The 15,240-nt window shown below is 62.0% G+C and carries 18 protein-coding genes; 5 read left to right on the forward strand and 13 right to left on the reverse strand.

Going from position 1 to position 15,240, the window contains the following annotated elements; genetic code table 11:
• Nucleotides 1–217 precede the first annotated feature (217 nt).
• From ptsP to NCHU2750_RS16580, 3 genes are all read right to left on the reverse strand, one after another.
• On the reverse strand, nucleotides 218–2,485 hold the full coding sequence (gene ptsP, locus NCHU2750_RS16570) for a phosphoenolpyruvate--protein phosphotransferase (protein ID WP_119943433.1): 2,268 nt from the start codon (nucleotides 2,483–2,485) through the stop codon (nucleotides 218–220).
• Between the two features lie 81 nt (nucleotides 2,486–2,566).
• Nucleotides 2,567–3,841 carry an aspartate kinase gene (locus NCHU2750_RS16575; RefSeq protein WP_119941517.1) on the reverse strand — a complete coding sequence of 425 codons (1,275 nt, stop codon included), beginning with the start codon at nucleotides 3,839–3,841 and terminating at the stop codon, nucleotides 2,567–2,569.
• 303 nt (nucleotides 3,842–4,144) lie between these two features.
• Entirely contained in the window at nucleotides 4,145–4,990 is an 846-nt protein-coding gene (locus NCHU2750_RS16580; protein ID WP_162939660.1) for an SH3 domain-containing protein, read from the reverse strand.
• 638 nt (nucleotides 4,991–5,628) lie between these two features.
• Between NCHU2750_RS16580 and NCHU2750_RS16585 the strand changes: the two genes are divergently transcribed.
• The 4 genes from NCHU2750_RS16585 to NCHU2750_RS16600 all read left to right on the forward strand — a co-directional run bounded on the left by NCHU2750_RS16585 (nucleotide 5,629) and on the right by NCHU2750_RS16600 (nucleotide 7,431).
• On the forward strand, nucleotides 5,629–6,018 hold the full coding sequence (locus tag NCHU2750_RS16585) for a hypothetical protein (protein ID WP_119941518.1): 390 nt from the start codon (nucleotides 5,629–5,631) through the stop codon (nucleotides 6,016–6,018).
• A gap of 63 nt (nucleotides 6,019–6,081) precedes the next feature.
• Nucleotides 6,082–6,828, forward strand: a complete 747-nt coding sequence (gene ubiG, locus NCHU2750_RS16590) for a bifunctional 2-polyprenyl-6-hydroxyphenol methylase/3-demethylubiquinol 3-O-methyltransferase UbiG (protein ID WP_119941519.1) — start codon at nucleotides 6,082–6,084, stop codon at nucleotides 6,826–6,828.
• Nucleotides 6,829–6,886: 58 nt separating this feature from the next.
• A complete protein-coding gene (locus NCHU2750_RS16595) occupies nucleotides 6,887–7,135 on the forward strand; it encodes a ribbon-helix-helix domain-containing protein (RefSeq protein WP_119941520.1) in 249 nt (82 codons plus the stop codon).
• Nucleotides 7,132–7,431, forward strand: coding sequence for a type II toxin-antitoxin system RelE/ParE family toxin (locus NCHU2750_RS16600; protein WP_119941521.1), 300 nt, complete (start codon nucleotides 7,132–7,134; stop codon nucleotides 7,429–7,431). The genes NCHU2750_RS16595 and NCHU2750_RS16600 overlap by 4 nt, the downstream gene beginning before the upstream one ends.
• A gap of 160 nt (nucleotides 7,432–7,591) precedes the next feature.
• On the opposite strand, the gene NCHU2750_RS16605 is transcribed toward NCHU2750_RS16600, so the two are convergent.
• The 4 genes from NCHU2750_RS16605 to NCHU2750_RS16620 are packed head-to-tail and all read right to left on the reverse strand — an operon-like array spanning nucleotide 7,592 to nucleotide 9,899.
• Entirely contained in the window at nucleotides 7,592–8,020 is a 429-nt protein-coding gene (locus NCHU2750_RS16605; protein ID WP_119941522.1) for a DUF1178 family protein, read from the reverse strand.
• The gene (locus tag NCHU2750_RS16610; RefSeq protein ID WP_119941523.1) at nucleotides 8,017–8,886 is read right to left on the reverse strand and encodes a carbon-nitrogen hydrolase family protein; all 870 of its coding nucleotides are present in this window, start codon (nucleotides 8,884–8,886) and stop codon (nucleotides 8,017–8,019) included. The genes NCHU2750_RS16605 and NCHU2750_RS16610 overlap by 4 nt, the downstream gene beginning before the upstream one ends.
• A gap of 9 nt (nucleotides 8,887–8,895) precedes the next feature.
• Nucleotides 8,896–9,153: a glutaredoxin 3 gene (gene grxC, locus NCHU2750_RS16615; protein ID WP_119943437.1), complete on the reverse strand. Its 258-nt coding sequence runs from the start codon at nucleotides 9,151–9,153 to the stop codon at nucleotides 8,896–8,898.
• Between the two features lie 47 nt (nucleotides 9,154–9,200).
• Complete coding sequence (locus tag NCHU2750_RS16620) at nucleotides 9,201–9,899, reverse strand: ComF family protein (protein WP_245480418.1); 699 nt, start codon at nucleotides 9,897–9,899, stop codon at nucleotides 9,201–9,203.
• Nucleotides 9,900–10,070: 171 nt separating this feature from the next.
• On the opposite strand from NCHU2750_RS16620, the gene NCHU2750_RS16625 reads away from it, so the two are divergent.
• Complete coding sequence (locus NCHU2750_RS16625) at nucleotides 10,071–10,943, forward strand: class I SAM-dependent methyltransferase (protein WP_119943439.1); 873 nt, start codon at nucleotides 10,071–10,073, stop codon at nucleotides 10,941–10,943.
• Between the two features lie 47 nt (nucleotides 10,944–10,990).
• Here the strand turns inward: NCHU2750_RS16625 and NCHU2750_RS16630 are convergent, their stop codons facing one another.
• The 6 genes from NCHU2750_RS16630 to NCHU2750_RS16655 form a co-directional block, all read right to left on the reverse strand.
• Nucleotides 10,991–11,164 (reverse strand): Flp family type IVb pilin, encoded by a 174-nt coding sequence (locus tag NCHU2750_RS16630; protein ID WP_119941525.1) that lies wholly within the window; start codon nucleotides 11,162–11,164, stop codon nucleotides 10,991–10,993.
• Nucleotides 11,165–11,217: 53 nt separating this feature from the next.
• The gene (locus NCHU2750_RS16635; protein ID WP_119941526.1) at nucleotides 11,218–11,538 is read right to left on the reverse strand and encodes a hypothetical protein; all 321 of its coding nucleotides are present in this window, start codon (nucleotides 11,536–11,538) and stop codon (nucleotides 11,218–11,220) included.
• 147 nt (nucleotides 11,539–11,685) lie between these two features.
• The gene (gene mutT / locus NCHU2750_RS16640) at nucleotides 11,686–12,096 is read right to left on the reverse strand and encodes an 8-oxo-dGTP diphosphatase MutT (protein WP_119941527.1); all 411 of its coding nucleotides are present in this window, start codon (nucleotides 12,094–12,096) and stop codon (nucleotides 11,686–11,688) included.
• Nucleotides 12,093–12,863 (reverse strand): GNAT family N-acetyltransferase, encoded by a 771-nt coding sequence (locus tag NCHU2750_RS16645; protein WP_119943441.1) that lies wholly within the window; start codon nucleotides 12,861–12,863, stop codon nucleotides 12,093–12,095. The genes mutT and NCHU2750_RS16645 overlap by 4 nt, the downstream gene beginning before the upstream one ends.
• An 8-nt stretch (nucleotides 12,864–12,871) precedes the next feature.
• The gene (argJ, locus tag NCHU2750_RS16650; protein WP_119941528.1) at nucleotides 12,872–14,113 is read right to left on the reverse strand and encodes a bifunctional glutamate N-acetyltransferase/amino-acid acetyltransferase ArgJ; all 1,242 of its coding nucleotides are present in this window, start codon (nucleotides 14,111–14,113) and stop codon (nucleotides 12,872–12,874) included.
• Nucleotides 14,114–14,187: 74 nt separating this feature from the next.
• On the reverse strand, nucleotides 14,188–15,105 hold the full coding sequence (locus tag NCHU2750_RS16655; protein ID WP_119941529.1) for a peptidylprolyl isomerase: 918 nt from the start codon (nucleotides 15,103–15,105) through the stop codon (nucleotides 14,188–14,190).
• Nucleotides 15,106–15,240 lie beyond the last annotated feature (135 nt).

Raw genomic sequence — 15,240 nt, forward strand, 5'->3', positions numbered from 1 at the left:
AGGAAGGGAAAGCCTTGTTTCCGGGGGCTTTATCCCCTCACCAACAAAATCTAAGACTTAGCTTTGCTAAGATCTTGATTTTGTATCCTCTCCCGCAAGGCGAGAGGTGGGGCACAGAGCGCGCCTCCCCGGCATCTCTCCCCTTGTGGGAGAGAAAGCGATTTCAACATCTTAGCCAGAGGCTAAGTGTTAGAAATCGCAAGTAAGGGGATCGCACCTACAATGGAATGTTGTTCGCCTCGGCAAATTTCAAGAGCAGCTCGCGGATCGGTTCGTTCGACCGCACATCATCGAGCGCGGCATTCAGTTCCGCCTCCAGCTGCCCCGCATCCAGCCCCAGCAGCATCGCCTTGACCGGACCGATCGAGGTTGCCGCCATCGATACCGAGCGGAAGCCGACGCCGATCAGCGCCATGGCCGAAAGCGGCTTGCCGGCCATCTCGCCGCACAGCGTCACCAGCGTCCGGTTGCGCTCTCCGGCCCGCGCGATATCGCGCAGGATCCTGAGGAACGGCTTGCCGAGATTGTCGAACCGGTCGGCCACCCGCGCATTGCCGCGATCGGTCGCAGTGGAAAACTGGAAGAGATCATTGGAGCCGACGGAAACGAAATCCACTTCCGCCATCAATTCGTCGAGCTGCCACATCAGCGCCGGCACTTCCAGCATCGCTCCGAACTGCAGCTTGCGCGGCAGCGAATGGCCGAACTTGGAGAGATACTGCACTTCCTTCTGCAACAGGTCGCGCACCTGACGGATTTCGGAAACCTCCGTCACCATCGGCAGCATCATCCTGAGTTCGTTTCCGGCAGCCGCCTTCAGCAGCGCGCGAAGCTGGGTGCGCAACAGGCCCGGCCGGTCGAGCGCCAGACGGATCGCCCGCCAGCCCAGCGCCGGGTTTTCCTCTTCCTGGTTGCGGAAATAGGAGACCACCTTGTCGCCGCCGATGTCGAGCGTGCGGAAGGTGACCGGCCGGCCGGCCGCCTGCTTGATCACGCTGCGATAGAAGGCTTCCTGCTCCTCGAGCTTCGGCATGGTCGAGGCGATCATGAACTGCAGCTCGGTGCGGAACAGGCCGATGCCCTGCGCGCCGGATTCAAACAGCTGCGGCAGGTCGACCAGAAGGCCGGCATTCATGTTGAGGCTGATCGGCCGTCCATCCTTGGTGACGGATTCGACCTCGCGCAGCGCCCGGAACTGTTCCTGTCGCTTGGCGCGCAGGCGCACCTTTTCCTCATAGGCCTTCTGCACCTCGGGCATCGGCCTAACATGCACCTGCCCGTCATCGCCGTCGATGATGATCGGATCGCCGTTTTCCGAAAGCGCGACGAGGCCCGCCGCCTGGCCGACGACCGGAATGCCCATGGCGCGCGCCACGATCACCACATGACTCGTCACCGCGCCGTCTTCCAGCACCAGGCCGCGCAGGTTCTGGCGCGGATAGTCGAGCAGTTCCGCAGCCCCCATGGCACGCGAAAGAATGATCGCGTCGGTCGGGAAACCGTCTTCCATGTCGCGGCCGGAATAGCCGGTCAGCTGCCGCAGCAGGCGGTTCGCCAGATCGTCGAAATCATGCATCCGCTCGCGCAGATAAGGATCGGTCAGGCGCATCATGCGCGCCTTGGTGTCGCTCTGCACCTTCTCGACCGCGGCTTCCGCCGTCAGGCCGTTATGGATCGCCTCTTCCATGCGGCGCACCCAGCCCTGGTCATGGGCAAACATTCGGTAAGTCTCGAGCACCTCGCGATGCTCGCCCTCCTGCGCCACGTCGCGACGCTGCAGCATGTCGTCGATCGAGATCCTGAGCGACCCGAGCGCCCCTGCCAGCCGGATGATTTCCTTGTCGGCATCGTCGTTCAGGAGATTGGTGACGACGATGCGCGGCTCGTGCAGCACCACATGGCCTAGCCCGATGCCTTCGTTATAGCCGTTCGCCTCAATAGAGACGGCGCGCGTCAGGTCAAGTTCCAGCCCCGGCGCGGTGATCTTTTTCAGTTCCCCGGTCGCGATCATCTCGGCGATCACCATCGCCGTAGTCTCTAGCGCCTCGACCTCGTCCTCGCGGTAATTGCGGCTCGCCTTGTTCTGCACGACGAGAACGCCGAGCGTGCGCCCGGCCCGGAGGATCGGCACGCCGAGGAAGGAATGATAGATCTCTTCGCCGGTTTCCGGCAGGTAGCGGAAGGCGGGATGCGCCTGCGCGTCGGAAAGATTGAGTGGCTGCGCGGAGGCGGCGATAGTGCCGACGAGGCCCTGTCCCATTTTCAGCTGGGACGTATGAACGGCCTCCTTGTTGAGGCCCTCGGTGGCGTAGAGTTCGAGCACGCCGTCGGAGCGCAGCACATAGGCCGAGCAGACCTCGGCCACCATGTTGCTGGCGATCTGGGTAACGATCCGGTCCAGGCGTTCCTGCGGATCAAGCGGCTCGGCCATCAGTTCGCGCAGGCGCTTCAACAGAACGCGCGGACCTGCCGACAGGTCTCTCATCGGCATCATGCTCCCCTTACAGCCCCAAAATTGCCGGCCCGGCGCGACGCACCGGACGGAGCATCATGCCGAACTATTACATCAGTTTTTATCCAGACCGTAAGCGGAATGCAAAGTCCGAACTGCAAGTTCCGAATATGCACCGTCGATCAGGATGGAAATCTTGATTTCCGACGTGGTGATCGCCTTGATGTTGATCGACTTGCCGGCCAGCGCCTGGAATGCGTGGGCGGCAACGCCCGCATGGCTGCGCATGCCGATACCGATGACCGACACCTTGGCGAGGCCCGTTTCGCTCTGCGCGACGTCGAAGCCGATCTTGTCCTTGTTGTCTTCCAGAACCTTCAACGCCTTCTGCACGTCGCCGGACGGCACGGTGAAGGTCATGTCGGTCTTCGATCCGTCCTCGGAAATATTCTGGACGATCATGTCGACATTGATATGGGCTTCGGCCAGCGGACCGAAGATCGCAGCCGATACGCCCGGCCGGTCGGCCAGACGACGCAGCGAAATCTGCGCTTCATCCTTGGCATAGGCGATGCCGGTGACGACTTCCTGTTCCACGATTTCTTCCTCGTCGCAAATCAAAGTACCGGGCGGGTTCAAGAAGTCTCCCATGCCCGGCGCATCGGGATCTTCGAAACTGGAGCGCACGAAGGTGCGGACCTTGTGGACCATGGCAAGCTCGACGGAGCGCACCTGCAGCACCTTGGAGCCGAGCGAGGCCATTTCGAGCATTTCCTCGAACGACACCTTCTTCATCCGGCGCGCAGCCGGCACGATACGCGGGTCGGTCGTGTAGACGCCATCGACGTCGGTATAGATATCGCAGCGATCGGCCTTCACGGCAGCAGCGATCGCCACCGCCGACGTGTCCGAGCCGCCGCGGCCGAGCGTCGCGATCCGGTTGTCGGGACCGAGCCCCTGGAAGCCGGCGACGACGGCCACCTGGCCCTCGCCCATCCGCTTGATGATGTCGGAGCCGTCGATCTCGAGAATACGCGCAGCGCCATGGGCGCTGTCGGTGCGGATTGGGATCTGCCAGCCCTGCCAGGATCGGGCATTGATGCCCATCGACTGCAGCGCGATGGCAAGAATGCCGGACGTCACCTGTTCGCCGGAAGCCACGACCGCATCATATTCGCGCGCGTCGTAGAACGGCGAATTGGCGCCGGCGACCTTCGGCATGTCCTGCACCCAGCCCACCAGTTCGTTGGTCTTGCCGGACATGGCGGAGACGACGACGGCAACCTCGTGCCCGGCATCGACCTCACGTTTGACATGGCGCGCGACGTTGTGAATGCGTTCAAGATTGGCGACGGACGTGCCGCCGAACTTCATGACGATGCGAGCCATAAGACTAAAACCACCAACTCGCCCACAGCCCTGCCGGGGCGCCTGAAAACCATTGCAGAATATCCTGCCGGAAGGGCCTGATATCGAGTTGGCGTCTCTTAGCGAAAAGGCACGGTGGGTGCAATGGCCGGAAGAGGCCCAAACAGTACGCCTGTCATAAAAGTGGATATCGGCGCTCATGATCGCCGCAAACGACATAGCAGCGAAAAGGGCCGGTCAGCCCGGCCCTTTTGCAATTCTCGTTCAGGACGCAGGCAGGAAGCCTGCCTCAGTCAACTCGCCGACGCGCCGAAGCGGAGGCCGTCACTGGTTCCAGTGACGATTGAACTGGCCCTGCGGATCCTGCTTGTCCGGTGGCGGAGGACGCTTCGGCTGTTGCGGACGCTCGTCCCGTTGAGGACGCTGCTGATCGCCGCGCTGCGGCCGCTGGTCGTCGCGCTGCTGGGCGCGATCCCGATCCCTGTCGCGGTCATTGTTCCGGTCACGATCGTTGTTCCGATCCCGGCCACGATCCCGGTCCTGGTCGCGACCGCGGTCTCCGCGATCGAAGCCCGGCGGTGGCGGCGGGCGGCGATCGTTATCGTCGAAGCGCGGGCGGTCCCGATCACGGTCACGGTCCCTGTCACCCCGATTCCAGTCACCACGGTCCCTGTCCCTGTCACGGTCGCGATTGGTGTCCCAGCGATCCCTGTCGCGGTCATGCTGCCAGCCGGGCGGCGGCGGCAATGGCCGTTCGGCCCGCCAGTTATAGTCGCGCCAGCGACCCCGATCCCGATAGAAATTGCGGTCGCGGTAATAGGTACCCCAATAGCGGTCGACGTCGAATGTCACCGTCGGAATGCCGAGGCCACCGTAATAGTCGGGCTCCACATAGACGCGATTCGACCGGTAGGAAGCCTGCACGTAGCTGCCGGATACCCAGCCGCGGCCGCCGGCAAAGGCGACATCGCACCAGTTCACCGAACTCATGCAGCCATAGATGGTCACCGGCGAACCATAAGGAATGACCGTCACCGCCGGGTAACCGGTGCTGGGGCCGGAGCGCATGTTGACGTTTGCCGTGGCATATCCCTGGACTGCCGCATCGGCGATCGATGGCGCAGCCATCAGCGCGCCCAGGGCGGCAGCACTCATCAATAACTTCTTCACGGGCTTCCTCCTGATCGGTTTTCTGGTGCGAGCCATTGTTTTCACACCAGCTTTTATTGTCGCCGTAGAATGTCGAACGGCCCCGATTGTTCCAGTGCACGCCTGAATAGGCAATGAATGGCATGTTAGACATTCGTTCACCAACCAGCCGACAGCCGGTACGGGGAAGAAGTCCGGTTACCGCCCCAATCCGGTCAAATACTTAGCAGAAAAATGTCCGAATTTCGTCCCCGCCCCCAAGACCTGGGCCTACAATCATGCCGTTCCGCTTCGGCTACACCGGTCTGCATTGCCGGCGAGGCGGAGCCGGTGATCCGGAGAAACGCCCTTATGCAAGCGGGACGCCGGGGGCCGCGCAGAAAATGGTCTGCCTCTCCTTGAAGAAAGGGGACGTGCGTGTGTCGCACACATACCGGGTCAGTGCCGCAAGGCATCAAACCCGCCGCAGACGGACCGGAGTTGCGCGGAAAAACACACCGAACGGGACACGCCGTGTGTCACTTTATAAAAATTTCATTCGAGGCACCCGACGTGTCCCGGCCGAAATTCCGGAATGTCGAAATTTCAGAACCGCCAAAGGCACCAAGGGAGGACTCTGTCCTCCAGCCAGCAGGAAATATAGGCAAGGAGAACAACAGATGGCACGCCCCGACTATACCGAATACGAAAAGCGCCGCGCCGAACACCATGAAACCGCGTGGCGGTTTGCAGCAACGCTCAACAACATTCGCAACCGCCACTGCAGATTGAGGCTTTGCCGCAGGCTCCAGTCCTGTTCAGGCCCCATGCTGCCATCGGAGCACCAGCGCGGCGCAATCCGGGCGCAACAGGAAATCGGCCTCACTGGCAAGGCCTGTGCCACCCTTCCCCTCTGTATGGCGGCAACCTCCGCAGAGCACTATGCCTCAACCCGTGCACTTTCGGAGAATCTGACCGAGCTTCGCAGCACGCGTTTCAAGGACTATACCAGCCGCGAATTCCTCGACGTCTTGAAACGGCATATGCGCATCCAGCACCGTCGGCCGTGATCTGCCCCTTGACTTCATCTCCCCAACGTCCGACTTCAGGCTCCAAACGCGAAGGATGAAAAGATGACGGAAGCAGCCAGAACAACGGTCGACAAGGATCAGGTCGAGATGTTCTCGAAAATGGCTGCCGAGTGGTGGAGCCCGACCGGCAAGTTCAAGCCGCTGCACAAGTTCAACCCCGTGCGGATTTCCTATATCCGCGACCGCATCTGCCAGAATTTCGGCCGCGACCCGAAGGCTCATCGCCCGCTCGAGGGCCTGCGCATCCTCGATATCGGCTGCGGCGGCGGGCTTCTGTCCGAGCCGGTTGCCCGCATGGGCGCAACCGTCGTCGGCGCCGACCCGTCGGAAAAGAATATCGGCATCGCCTCGACCCATGCTCGCGAGACCGGCACCGAGATCGATTATCGCGCCGTGACCGCCGAGGATCTGGCGAAAGCCGGCGAGACCTTCGACGTCGTTCTCAACATGGAGGTCGTTGAGCATGTCGCCGACGTCAACCTGTTCCTCACCACCTGCGCCTCCATGGTGCGCCCCGGCGGCCTGATGTTCATGGCGACCATCAACCGCACCCTGAAGGCCCGCGCACTGGCCATCTTCGCCGCCGAAAACGTGCTGCGCTGGCTGCCGCGCGGCACCCATCAATACGAAAAGCTGGTGCGCCCCGAAGAGATCGAACGCCCGCTCGAAGCCTCCGGCCTGCACGTCATCCACCGCACCGGCGTCTTCTTCAATCCACTCCAGGATCGCTGGAACCTGTCCTCCGACATGGACGTCAACTACATGCTGCTCGCCAAGCGGGAGGGGTGATTTCAAACTTACCGTGGTCATGCTAATCTGCAGTTCGGTGATAGGAGTGTGAAATTAGATGGCCAAGGTAACGCTTGCACCGGAAATCGAAGACTTCGTCAACGCAAAGGTGGATCATGGTGCGGCCACTTCCGCGGAAGACTATGTGAACGACGTTCTGCGCGCACGGCGGGATGCGGAAGACGAACTCTGGGCCGAGATTCAGATCGGCATCGATGACATCGAGGCCGGCCGCTTCACCAGTGTGGAAGAGGCTTTTGCAAGTGTCCGTGAGGAACTTGGCCTGAAGAAATCAGCCGCTGAATGAAGGTTAGATTTTCGCGACAGTCGCACGTTGATCTCTTGAACATCACCGGAAATATTGCGAAAGACAATCCTGCGCGGGCTGATAGCTTCGCGGACGAGCTTGAAGCGGCCAGCCTCGCGCTTTCCGACATGCCGAAGGCATTTAGGGTGCTGACGGGGCGCGATGGCCGGGAGGTCCACCTCAAGCCGCACGGCAAATATGTCATCATCTATCGGGTGACGGAACGAAACGTCGACATTCTTCGCATCATCCACGGCGCCAGAAATTATCGCGGGGCCTTTACCCGCAAGGAGTGATCCATGCGCTGTGCCGGCTCGCCGGTCGGGGGTCCAAAAATCCCCACGACAATCCGCCGTGCTAGACTCCTCCCGAACAGACAGGCAATAGTCCCGCAGACGGCGGCCCGTCCCGCCGGGATATTTGACAACATGAACGAGTCGTCGCCCGAAAACGGGATCAATTCGTCTCGTCGGGCACTCTCGGCAGCGGTGCGATGTCTATGCCCTCTTCGAGCAGTTCCTTGACCTCGCCGAGGCTCGCCTGGCCGATGATCCCGCGGGCATCCGCCTCGCCGTAATGGATCTTGCGCGCCTCTTCGGGAAACTTCTCGCCGACATCCTCGGCATTGGCCCGGATCTCGGCCACCGCCTCCCTGAGCTTCGCCATAGCTTCCTGCCGTGCGAGGTCCATCGCCATCTGCTTCTTGGCTTCCTGCTTGCGTGCGGTCGAGACCGCCGGCGCCATCAGCGACTTGGAGATCGAGGCGGAATCGCAGACGGGACAGGTCAGGAACCCGCTCTTGATCTGCCGGTCGAAATCCGCGCTTTCGGAAAACCAGCCTTCGAACACGTGCGCATTGTCGCAGCACAGCGAATACTTGATCATGCGGCTACTCCTCCGGCACCGCGATCAGCATCCGGGCCGGGCACGTTTTCCAGCACGAAGTCTCGTGCATTCTTGAGATTGGGAACCTTCTGGCGGGCGGCGGAAACCGCTGCGATATCGATATCCGCAACGATCACCTCTTCGCCGGCATCGGCCGCGCGGGCAAGGATCTTGCCCCACGGATCGACGATCAGCGAATTGCCATAGGTCTCGCGTCCGTCCTCATGCACACCGGCCTGGGCGGCGGCAATCAGGAAGGTGCCGTTTTCGATCGCCCTCGCCCGCATCAGGATCTCCCAATGCGCCTCGCCCGTCTGCCTGGTGAACGAGGCAGGTATGGTCAGGATTTGCGCACCGGCCATGGCCTGGGCACGAAACAATTGCGGGAACCTGAGGTCGTAGCAGATCGCCATGCCGAGCTTGCCGAACGGCAGGTCGACCACTTTCGATGTGCCGCCCGGCTCATAGGCCGAGCTTTCGCGCCAGCTCTCGCCATTGTCGAGATCGACGTCGAACATGTGGATCTTGTCATAGCTGCAGATCTTCTTGCCATCCGGCGCAAACAGGAAACCGCGATTGGCAATCTTGCCGTCGTCGCGGATGATCGCCGTCGAGCCGATATGCAGAACGATCTTCAAGTCCGCTGCAAGCGCGCTTGCCGCAGCAACGATCAGGTCGTCCGCCTCGCCGCGCAGCACCTCGCGCGCCGCCTTGCGGTCGCGCTGCAGCATGCCGGTCATTTCCGGCGTCTGCACATAGGTCGCACCGCGCGAAGCGGCATCGCGCACCAGCCGGGCCATGTCGGCGGCGTTTCTCTCGGGGCTGCCCCCGGAGCACATCTGGACTGCAGCTACTCTTGTCACCATCAAAACACCTTACGCGGCCAGCATTGCATCCAGCTTGCCCTGGCGATCGAGCGCATGCAGGTCGTCGCAGCCGCCCACATGCTCGCCGTTGATGAAGATCTGCGGAAACGTCGAGCCGCCATGGGCCTTTTCGATCATCTCGGCGCGCAATTCCTTCGAATAGGTCGCGTCATGCTCGACATAGAAAACGCCCTTCTTCTCCAGAAGCGCTTTCGCACGGGCGCAGTAACCGCAATATTCGCGGGTATAAATGATGACGTCTGTCATGATGGTCTCCGGGCGCAGAGGATCTTCGCGCCGCCTTGTCATGTTTTTCATATAGTTTCGGCAAGCGCCATTGCAAAGGTCAAAACGCTGACCTCTGTCGCACCGGCCTTCTTCAAGGCGCGCGTGGCGGCAGAAACCGTCGCCCCGGTCGTATAGACGTCGTCGATCAGCACCAGCCGCTTGCCGAACACCTCCGCCTCATGCCCGGCGGCAATGGCAAAGGCTGCCCGCACATTGTCCTGCCTGGCCCGCGCCGTCAGCCCGACCTGCCGCTGCGTCCTCTTCGTCCTCACCAGCGCCGCCGGCAGGTAGGGCGTTCCGGTCCGACCAGAAAGATGCCGGGCAAGTTCGGCCGCCTGGTTGAACTTGCGCAGCGCAAACCGCGTCCGGTGCAGTGGCACCGGCAGGATCGCATCGCAACCGGCAAGGCAGTCCTGCCCTGCCCGCTCCATCCATCCGGCCATGACCGGCGCAAGATCGCCCCGGTCCCGGTATTTGAGCCCGTGTACCATGGCCCGCGCCGCGCCATCGAAGATCGCCGCAGCCCGCAGGCGCGCAAACACCGGCGGATCGGCAATCGCCTGCGCCGACAACATTCCCGGCCCCGGATCATAGGAAAACGGCAGTCCCAGCACTTCGCAATAGGGCCGCTCGATGAAGCGCACGCCACTCCAGCAGGCCGCACAGACGCCACCATGCCGCCCGGTCAGCGCCCCGCAGGACAGACAGACCGGCGGATAGACCATATCGGCGACGCGCCGCCCGCAGCCGGAAACGGATGCGATCAGCAGTCTGGCGATACCGGCGGCACTGCGCTCTATCATCGGTTCTTCGCTATGGCTCGGCCACGAAGGCGGTCTTGGACTTGACAATAGGCGCAAGAGCGCGCCTTAGCGAAGCACAATCGAGTGGTGATGATGCAGATTATTTTCGACGAGACCCTGGTTGCCCGCCGCCGCGAACGCGCCCGTGCCAATCGCGCCGAAGGTTCGGACTTCCTGCTCGATCTCGCAGCCGAGGAAATGGCCGAGCGGCTCGCCGTCGTCGAACGCGAATTTCTCCACGCGGTCGAGCTGCACGGTGCGACCGGAATTGCAGCCCGCCGCGCACTCCTGACCGGCAAGATCGGCACGATCGAGCGCATCGAGACCAGCGACATCTTCGCCAATCCGGGTGAGACGATCACCATCGCAGCACTCGACGACGTGCCGCTGGAGCCAGCGTCGGCTAATCTCATTCTCTCGCCGCTCTCGCTGCATACGCTGAACGACCTGCCGGGCACGCTGGTGCGCATCCGCCGCGCCCTGAGGCCCGACGGCCTGTTCCTTGCCGCCATTCCGGGCGCCGGAACGCTTGCCGAACTGCGCGAGGTGCTGCTGGAGGCAGAGGCCGAGATGACCGGCGGCGCAAGCCCGCGGGTCATTCCGTTTGCCGACGTGCGCGATGTCGGCGGCCTCCTGCAGCGGGCAGGCTTCACCCTGCCGGTGGTGGACTCGGAAACCTATACGGTGCGCTATGACAGCATTTTCCCGCTGATGAAAGATATCCGCGCCATAGGCATGGCAAACCCGCTGACGGGCCGCAGCCGCCAGCCACTCGGGCGGTCATTCTTCATGCGGGCGGCAGAACTCTATGCCGAGCGCCATGCCGACCCCGATGGCCGCATCCGCGCAAGCTTCTCGATCATCTATGTCTCGGGCTGGGCCCATCACGAAAGCCAGAGGCCGGCTCTGAAGCCCGGTTCCGCCAAGGTCCGGCTGGCCGATGCGTTGAAGAAGATGGAAATCTGAGTGCGAACGATAGGCGAAGCGGATAAGCGCTCGCGGCGCCAAACGGCTCAGTGCGCCGCGTTGCTGTAGGTATTGGCAATCCCGGTGAACATGTTGTCCATCAGGCTGTAATAGTTGCCGAGGGCCGCGGCCAGCGTCACGCCGACAATGGCCACCAGAAGGCCGTATTCGACCGCCGTCGCGCCGTTAACATCCTTCAAGAAGCTGCGTAGCAGGCGCATCGGCCGTCCTTAATCCACAGTGGAAACAGTTGTCAGTCCTGTTCGGGGATGGATCAGCAGCCGCTGTCTGCCCCATACCCCTGAACGATGCATACGGAGCCCGGCGTTTCCTGCAGCACGCTCCTGCGGATCGTGTAATGCTTGGTACTGCCGTCTGCCGGCTTGATCGAACCGGTCGTCAGCGTATCGAAATCTTCCTGCACATGCGCCAGACGCCTCTCGTCCGAATGTTCGGCCAGCATCGGCGTCAGGATCAGGGAAAGAGCGATCGCCGCCGTACCGAAGAGCAGCGCCATGTTGAGCACGCCCGTCCTGCCGGATCTGTATGTCGACCGTTGGCGGTTCCGAACAGTTTTCCAGAACTCGTCGTCCATTCCTCGAAAGCCTCGTCAAACATTACGTGCTGAAAATGAACGATGCCAGAATGCGTTGAATGAAATGTTAACGCGGAATAAATTCGAGGACTCTAATTTAATTAAAATGCCGCCTTTCGGGCAGCATATTCGGCCAAGAAGCACCCTTCAGAGAAGGTCCTGAAGGATCGGAATGAGCGGCTCGTCTGCCGGCGGCATCGGATAGTCACGCAGCGCAGCAGGGCGCACCCACTTGATCTTCTGGCCCTCGCGTCCGGTCGGTACGCCTTCGAAGCGGCGGCAGACATAAAGCGGCATCAAAAGATGGAACGTCTCGTAGGTGTGGCTGGCAAATGTCAGCGGTGCGAGGCAGGCAGGCTTCGTCACGATCCCGAGCTCTTCTTCAAGCTCACGCACCAGCGTCTCTTCCGGCGTCTCGCCGGGCTCCATCTTGCCGCCGGGAAACTCCCAGAGGCCGGCCAGCGACTTGCCCTCAGGCCGCTGGGCAAGCAGGATGCGCCCATCCGCATCGATCAGCGCACAGGCGGCCACGAGCAGCATTTTCCTCTGTTCGGTCATGATTTCCGCCAATAGCGATAGGAATAGGCCCTGGTGAAGCCGAACCGGTCGTAAAGCGAAATGGCGCCATCATTGGACGCCTCGACCTGCAGCCAGGCGGTCTTGGCGCCGCTGATCCGGGCCCATCGGAGCGCCGAGGACAGCATTTCGGTACCGAGCCCCCCGCGCCGATGGGATTGCGCTACGGCGAGCGACAGGATGCCGGCAAGATCGTTGTCCTGCACGCAGAGCACCGTCGCCACCGCGCCATTGCCCGGATCCTGCTTCATGAAGAAACCCGACGGCGGCTTGATCGCGCTGAGGATTTCGGCAAGCGCCGGCTTCAACGCCGCATCCTCTTCCGACACCTGCAGGCAGGCATCGGCAAAGCGGCCGATATCGTGGCTTGGCAGATAGTCCAGCGTATCGGGCAGTTCCAGATGCGAAAGATCGACAGTCATCACATCGGCCGTCTCGAACATCTCCCAGCCATCGGCTTCCAGATGGCGGATCATCGCCGGCGGTGCGAGCGGCGTCTCGCGCAGCACCAGTGTGCGGCCATAGTCGCCGAAGCGCTTGGCAGCCCTTGCCAGTCTCAGATCGAGATCGCGATGATCGGACGGATCGAGCGGCACGACGCAGTTGACCCGCTTCGACGGATGCCCGCCGGTCAGCCGCACCTGCCAGCTTCCGTCATAGACGACGGATGCAGCCGGCCAGGCCCGGAAGCCGACGGCTTCCAGCCTGCGCACCAGCGGCAGATTGGCCTCCACTGTTGATGTAGCCATCAACGACATCAGCTCCTGTAGTCGCCGTTGATGGCGACATATTCCTTGGTGAGGTCGCAGGTCCAGACGGTTGCCTTGCCGGCCCCGAGCCCGAGCTCGACCTTGACCGGAATATCCTGCTTCTTCATCACCGCCGATGCAGCCTCTTCCGAATAGGAAGGATCCCGCTCGCCATTGACGGCAACCCGGATATCGCCGAACCAGATCGCCAGCTTGTCGCGCTCGGCAGCCTCACCGGCCTTGCCCACGGCCATGACAATACGGCCCCAGTTGGCGTCCTCGCCAGCAGCCGCGGTCTTCACCAGCGGCGAATTGGCGATCGACAACGCAATCGTCTTCGCCGCAGCGTCACTCTCGGCGCCGGTCACGGTGATTTCGAGCATCTTGGTGGCGCCTTCGCCATCGCGGGCCACCTGGATCGCCAGATCCTTCAGGAGCGCATTCAGCGCCGCGCGGAACGAGGCGAGCGCCGGGTCCTTTGCATCGGAAACATGCTTCTGGCCATCGGCGGAAGCGGCTCCGGTGGCAAACAGCATCAGCGTGTCGGAAGTCGACGTATCGCTGTCGACGGTCATCGAATTGAAGCTCGGCTCGACACCGGCAGACAGCATGGCCTGCAGTGCGGCAGAGGAAATATCGGCATCGGTGACGACGAAGGACAGCATCGTCGCCATGTCGGGCGCGATCATGCCGGCACCCTTGGCAATGCCGTTGATCGTCACCGTCACGCCACCGATCTCGGCCGTGCGGGTGGCGACCTTGCGATAGGTATCGGTGGTCATGATCGCCTTGGCGGCTTCCTGCCAGAAATCGCCGGTCGCGGTCTTGTTCATGTCGCCGAGAACGCCGGAAAACTTGGTCGCGTCGAGCGGTTCGCCGATCACGCCGGTAGAGGCAAGGTAGACCTCGCTTTCGCCGCAGCCGACCGCTTCCGCAGCCGACTTCGCCGTCAGCGCGGTGGCGGCCTTGCCCTTGGATCCGGTAAAGGCATTGGCATTGCCGGAATTGACGACAACGGCGCGCGCCGTTCCGTGCGGCAGATTGGCCCGGCAGAAATCGACAGGCGCGGACGGGCATTTCGACTTGGTGAACACGCCTGCGACGGCAGCCGGCTTGTCGAACACCATCAACAGCACGTCGGTGCGGCCCTTGTACTTGATGCCGGCAGCGGCAGTGGCCATACGGACACCACGGACGACCGGCATGTCGGGATAGGTTTTCGGAGCGAGCGGCGAGACGGAAGCGGACATATTCGATTGACCCGGGGCGATTGACCGTAAACTGGATATGAAAGGGCCCGGAAAGACCGGGCCCTGGCACGATATTACTGCTTCGGCGCTTCGGCAGGCGCCGCAGCGGCACCGGCCGCCGCCGGATCGGCCGCATCACCGGCACCGTCCTGCATCTTGCTCACCTCGTCATAACCCTTCTTCAGGGCTTCGTCGGTGATGTCGATCTTCTGCTCGGCCTTGGCCTTGTCGAGAATGGCGACATACTTGTCGCGCATGACGAGCTGCTTGACCTGGTCCTTGACCTGGTCGAATGCCGGCGGGGCGGCATCGCGCTTATCTTCGACCTTGATCACGTGGAAGCCGAACTGGGTCTTGACCGGGGTCTTGGTGTACTGGCCCTTGTCGAGAGCGAATGCCGCCTGCTCGAATTCGGGAACCATGCGGCCGGGACCGAACCAACCCAGTTCGCCGCCGTCATCCTTGTTGCTGTCCTGCGAGTTTTCCTTGGCCAGCTTGGCGAAATCCTCGCCCTTGTCGAGCTTGGCAATGATCGCCTTGGCTTCGTCCTCGGTCTTCACCAGAATGTGGGCAGCCTTGATTTCCTGCTGCTTCGGCATCGCTGCGATTTCCTTGTCGTAGCGCGCCTTGACTTCAGCATCGGTCGTTGCGTCGACGACATGTTCGCGGAAATAGGCATTGTGCAGCTCGCGATCGCCGATATAGGCCATGCGCTTCTTGAACGCGTCGGTCTTGTCGATGCCTTCAGCGAGCGCGCCGCTGGCGAGAAGCTTGACGTCGATGGCGCCGGAAAGCGCTGCGACCTGCTTCTGGTCTTCCGGCAGCTGTGCGAGCTGCGGGTCAAGGTTCTGGATCGCCAGGTCGAGTTCCGACTGGTGGATTTCCAGCTTGCCGACCTTGGCAACGACCTTGTCTTCCTGAGCAAAGGCCGGAACCTGGAACGAGATCGCAGCGGCAATCGCCGCCGTTACGAGAAGTTTGTGACGCAACATCAAGTTACCTTTCGCATGGGTGGCCGGTCTCTGGGCTCGGATCCGGTCTCGAATCCTTCACAAACACCGGAATGTGGCCATTCTGTATCGGCCGCAACCGTTGACATAATTCGGACCCCCTCTTATCTGTCACGC

It is taken from the genome of Neorhizobium sp. NCHU2750 (assembly GCF_003597675.1).
In the GTDB taxonomy this organism is placed as follows: Bacteria; Pseudomonadota; Alphaproteobacteria; order Rhizobiales; family Rhizobiaceae; genus Neorhizobium.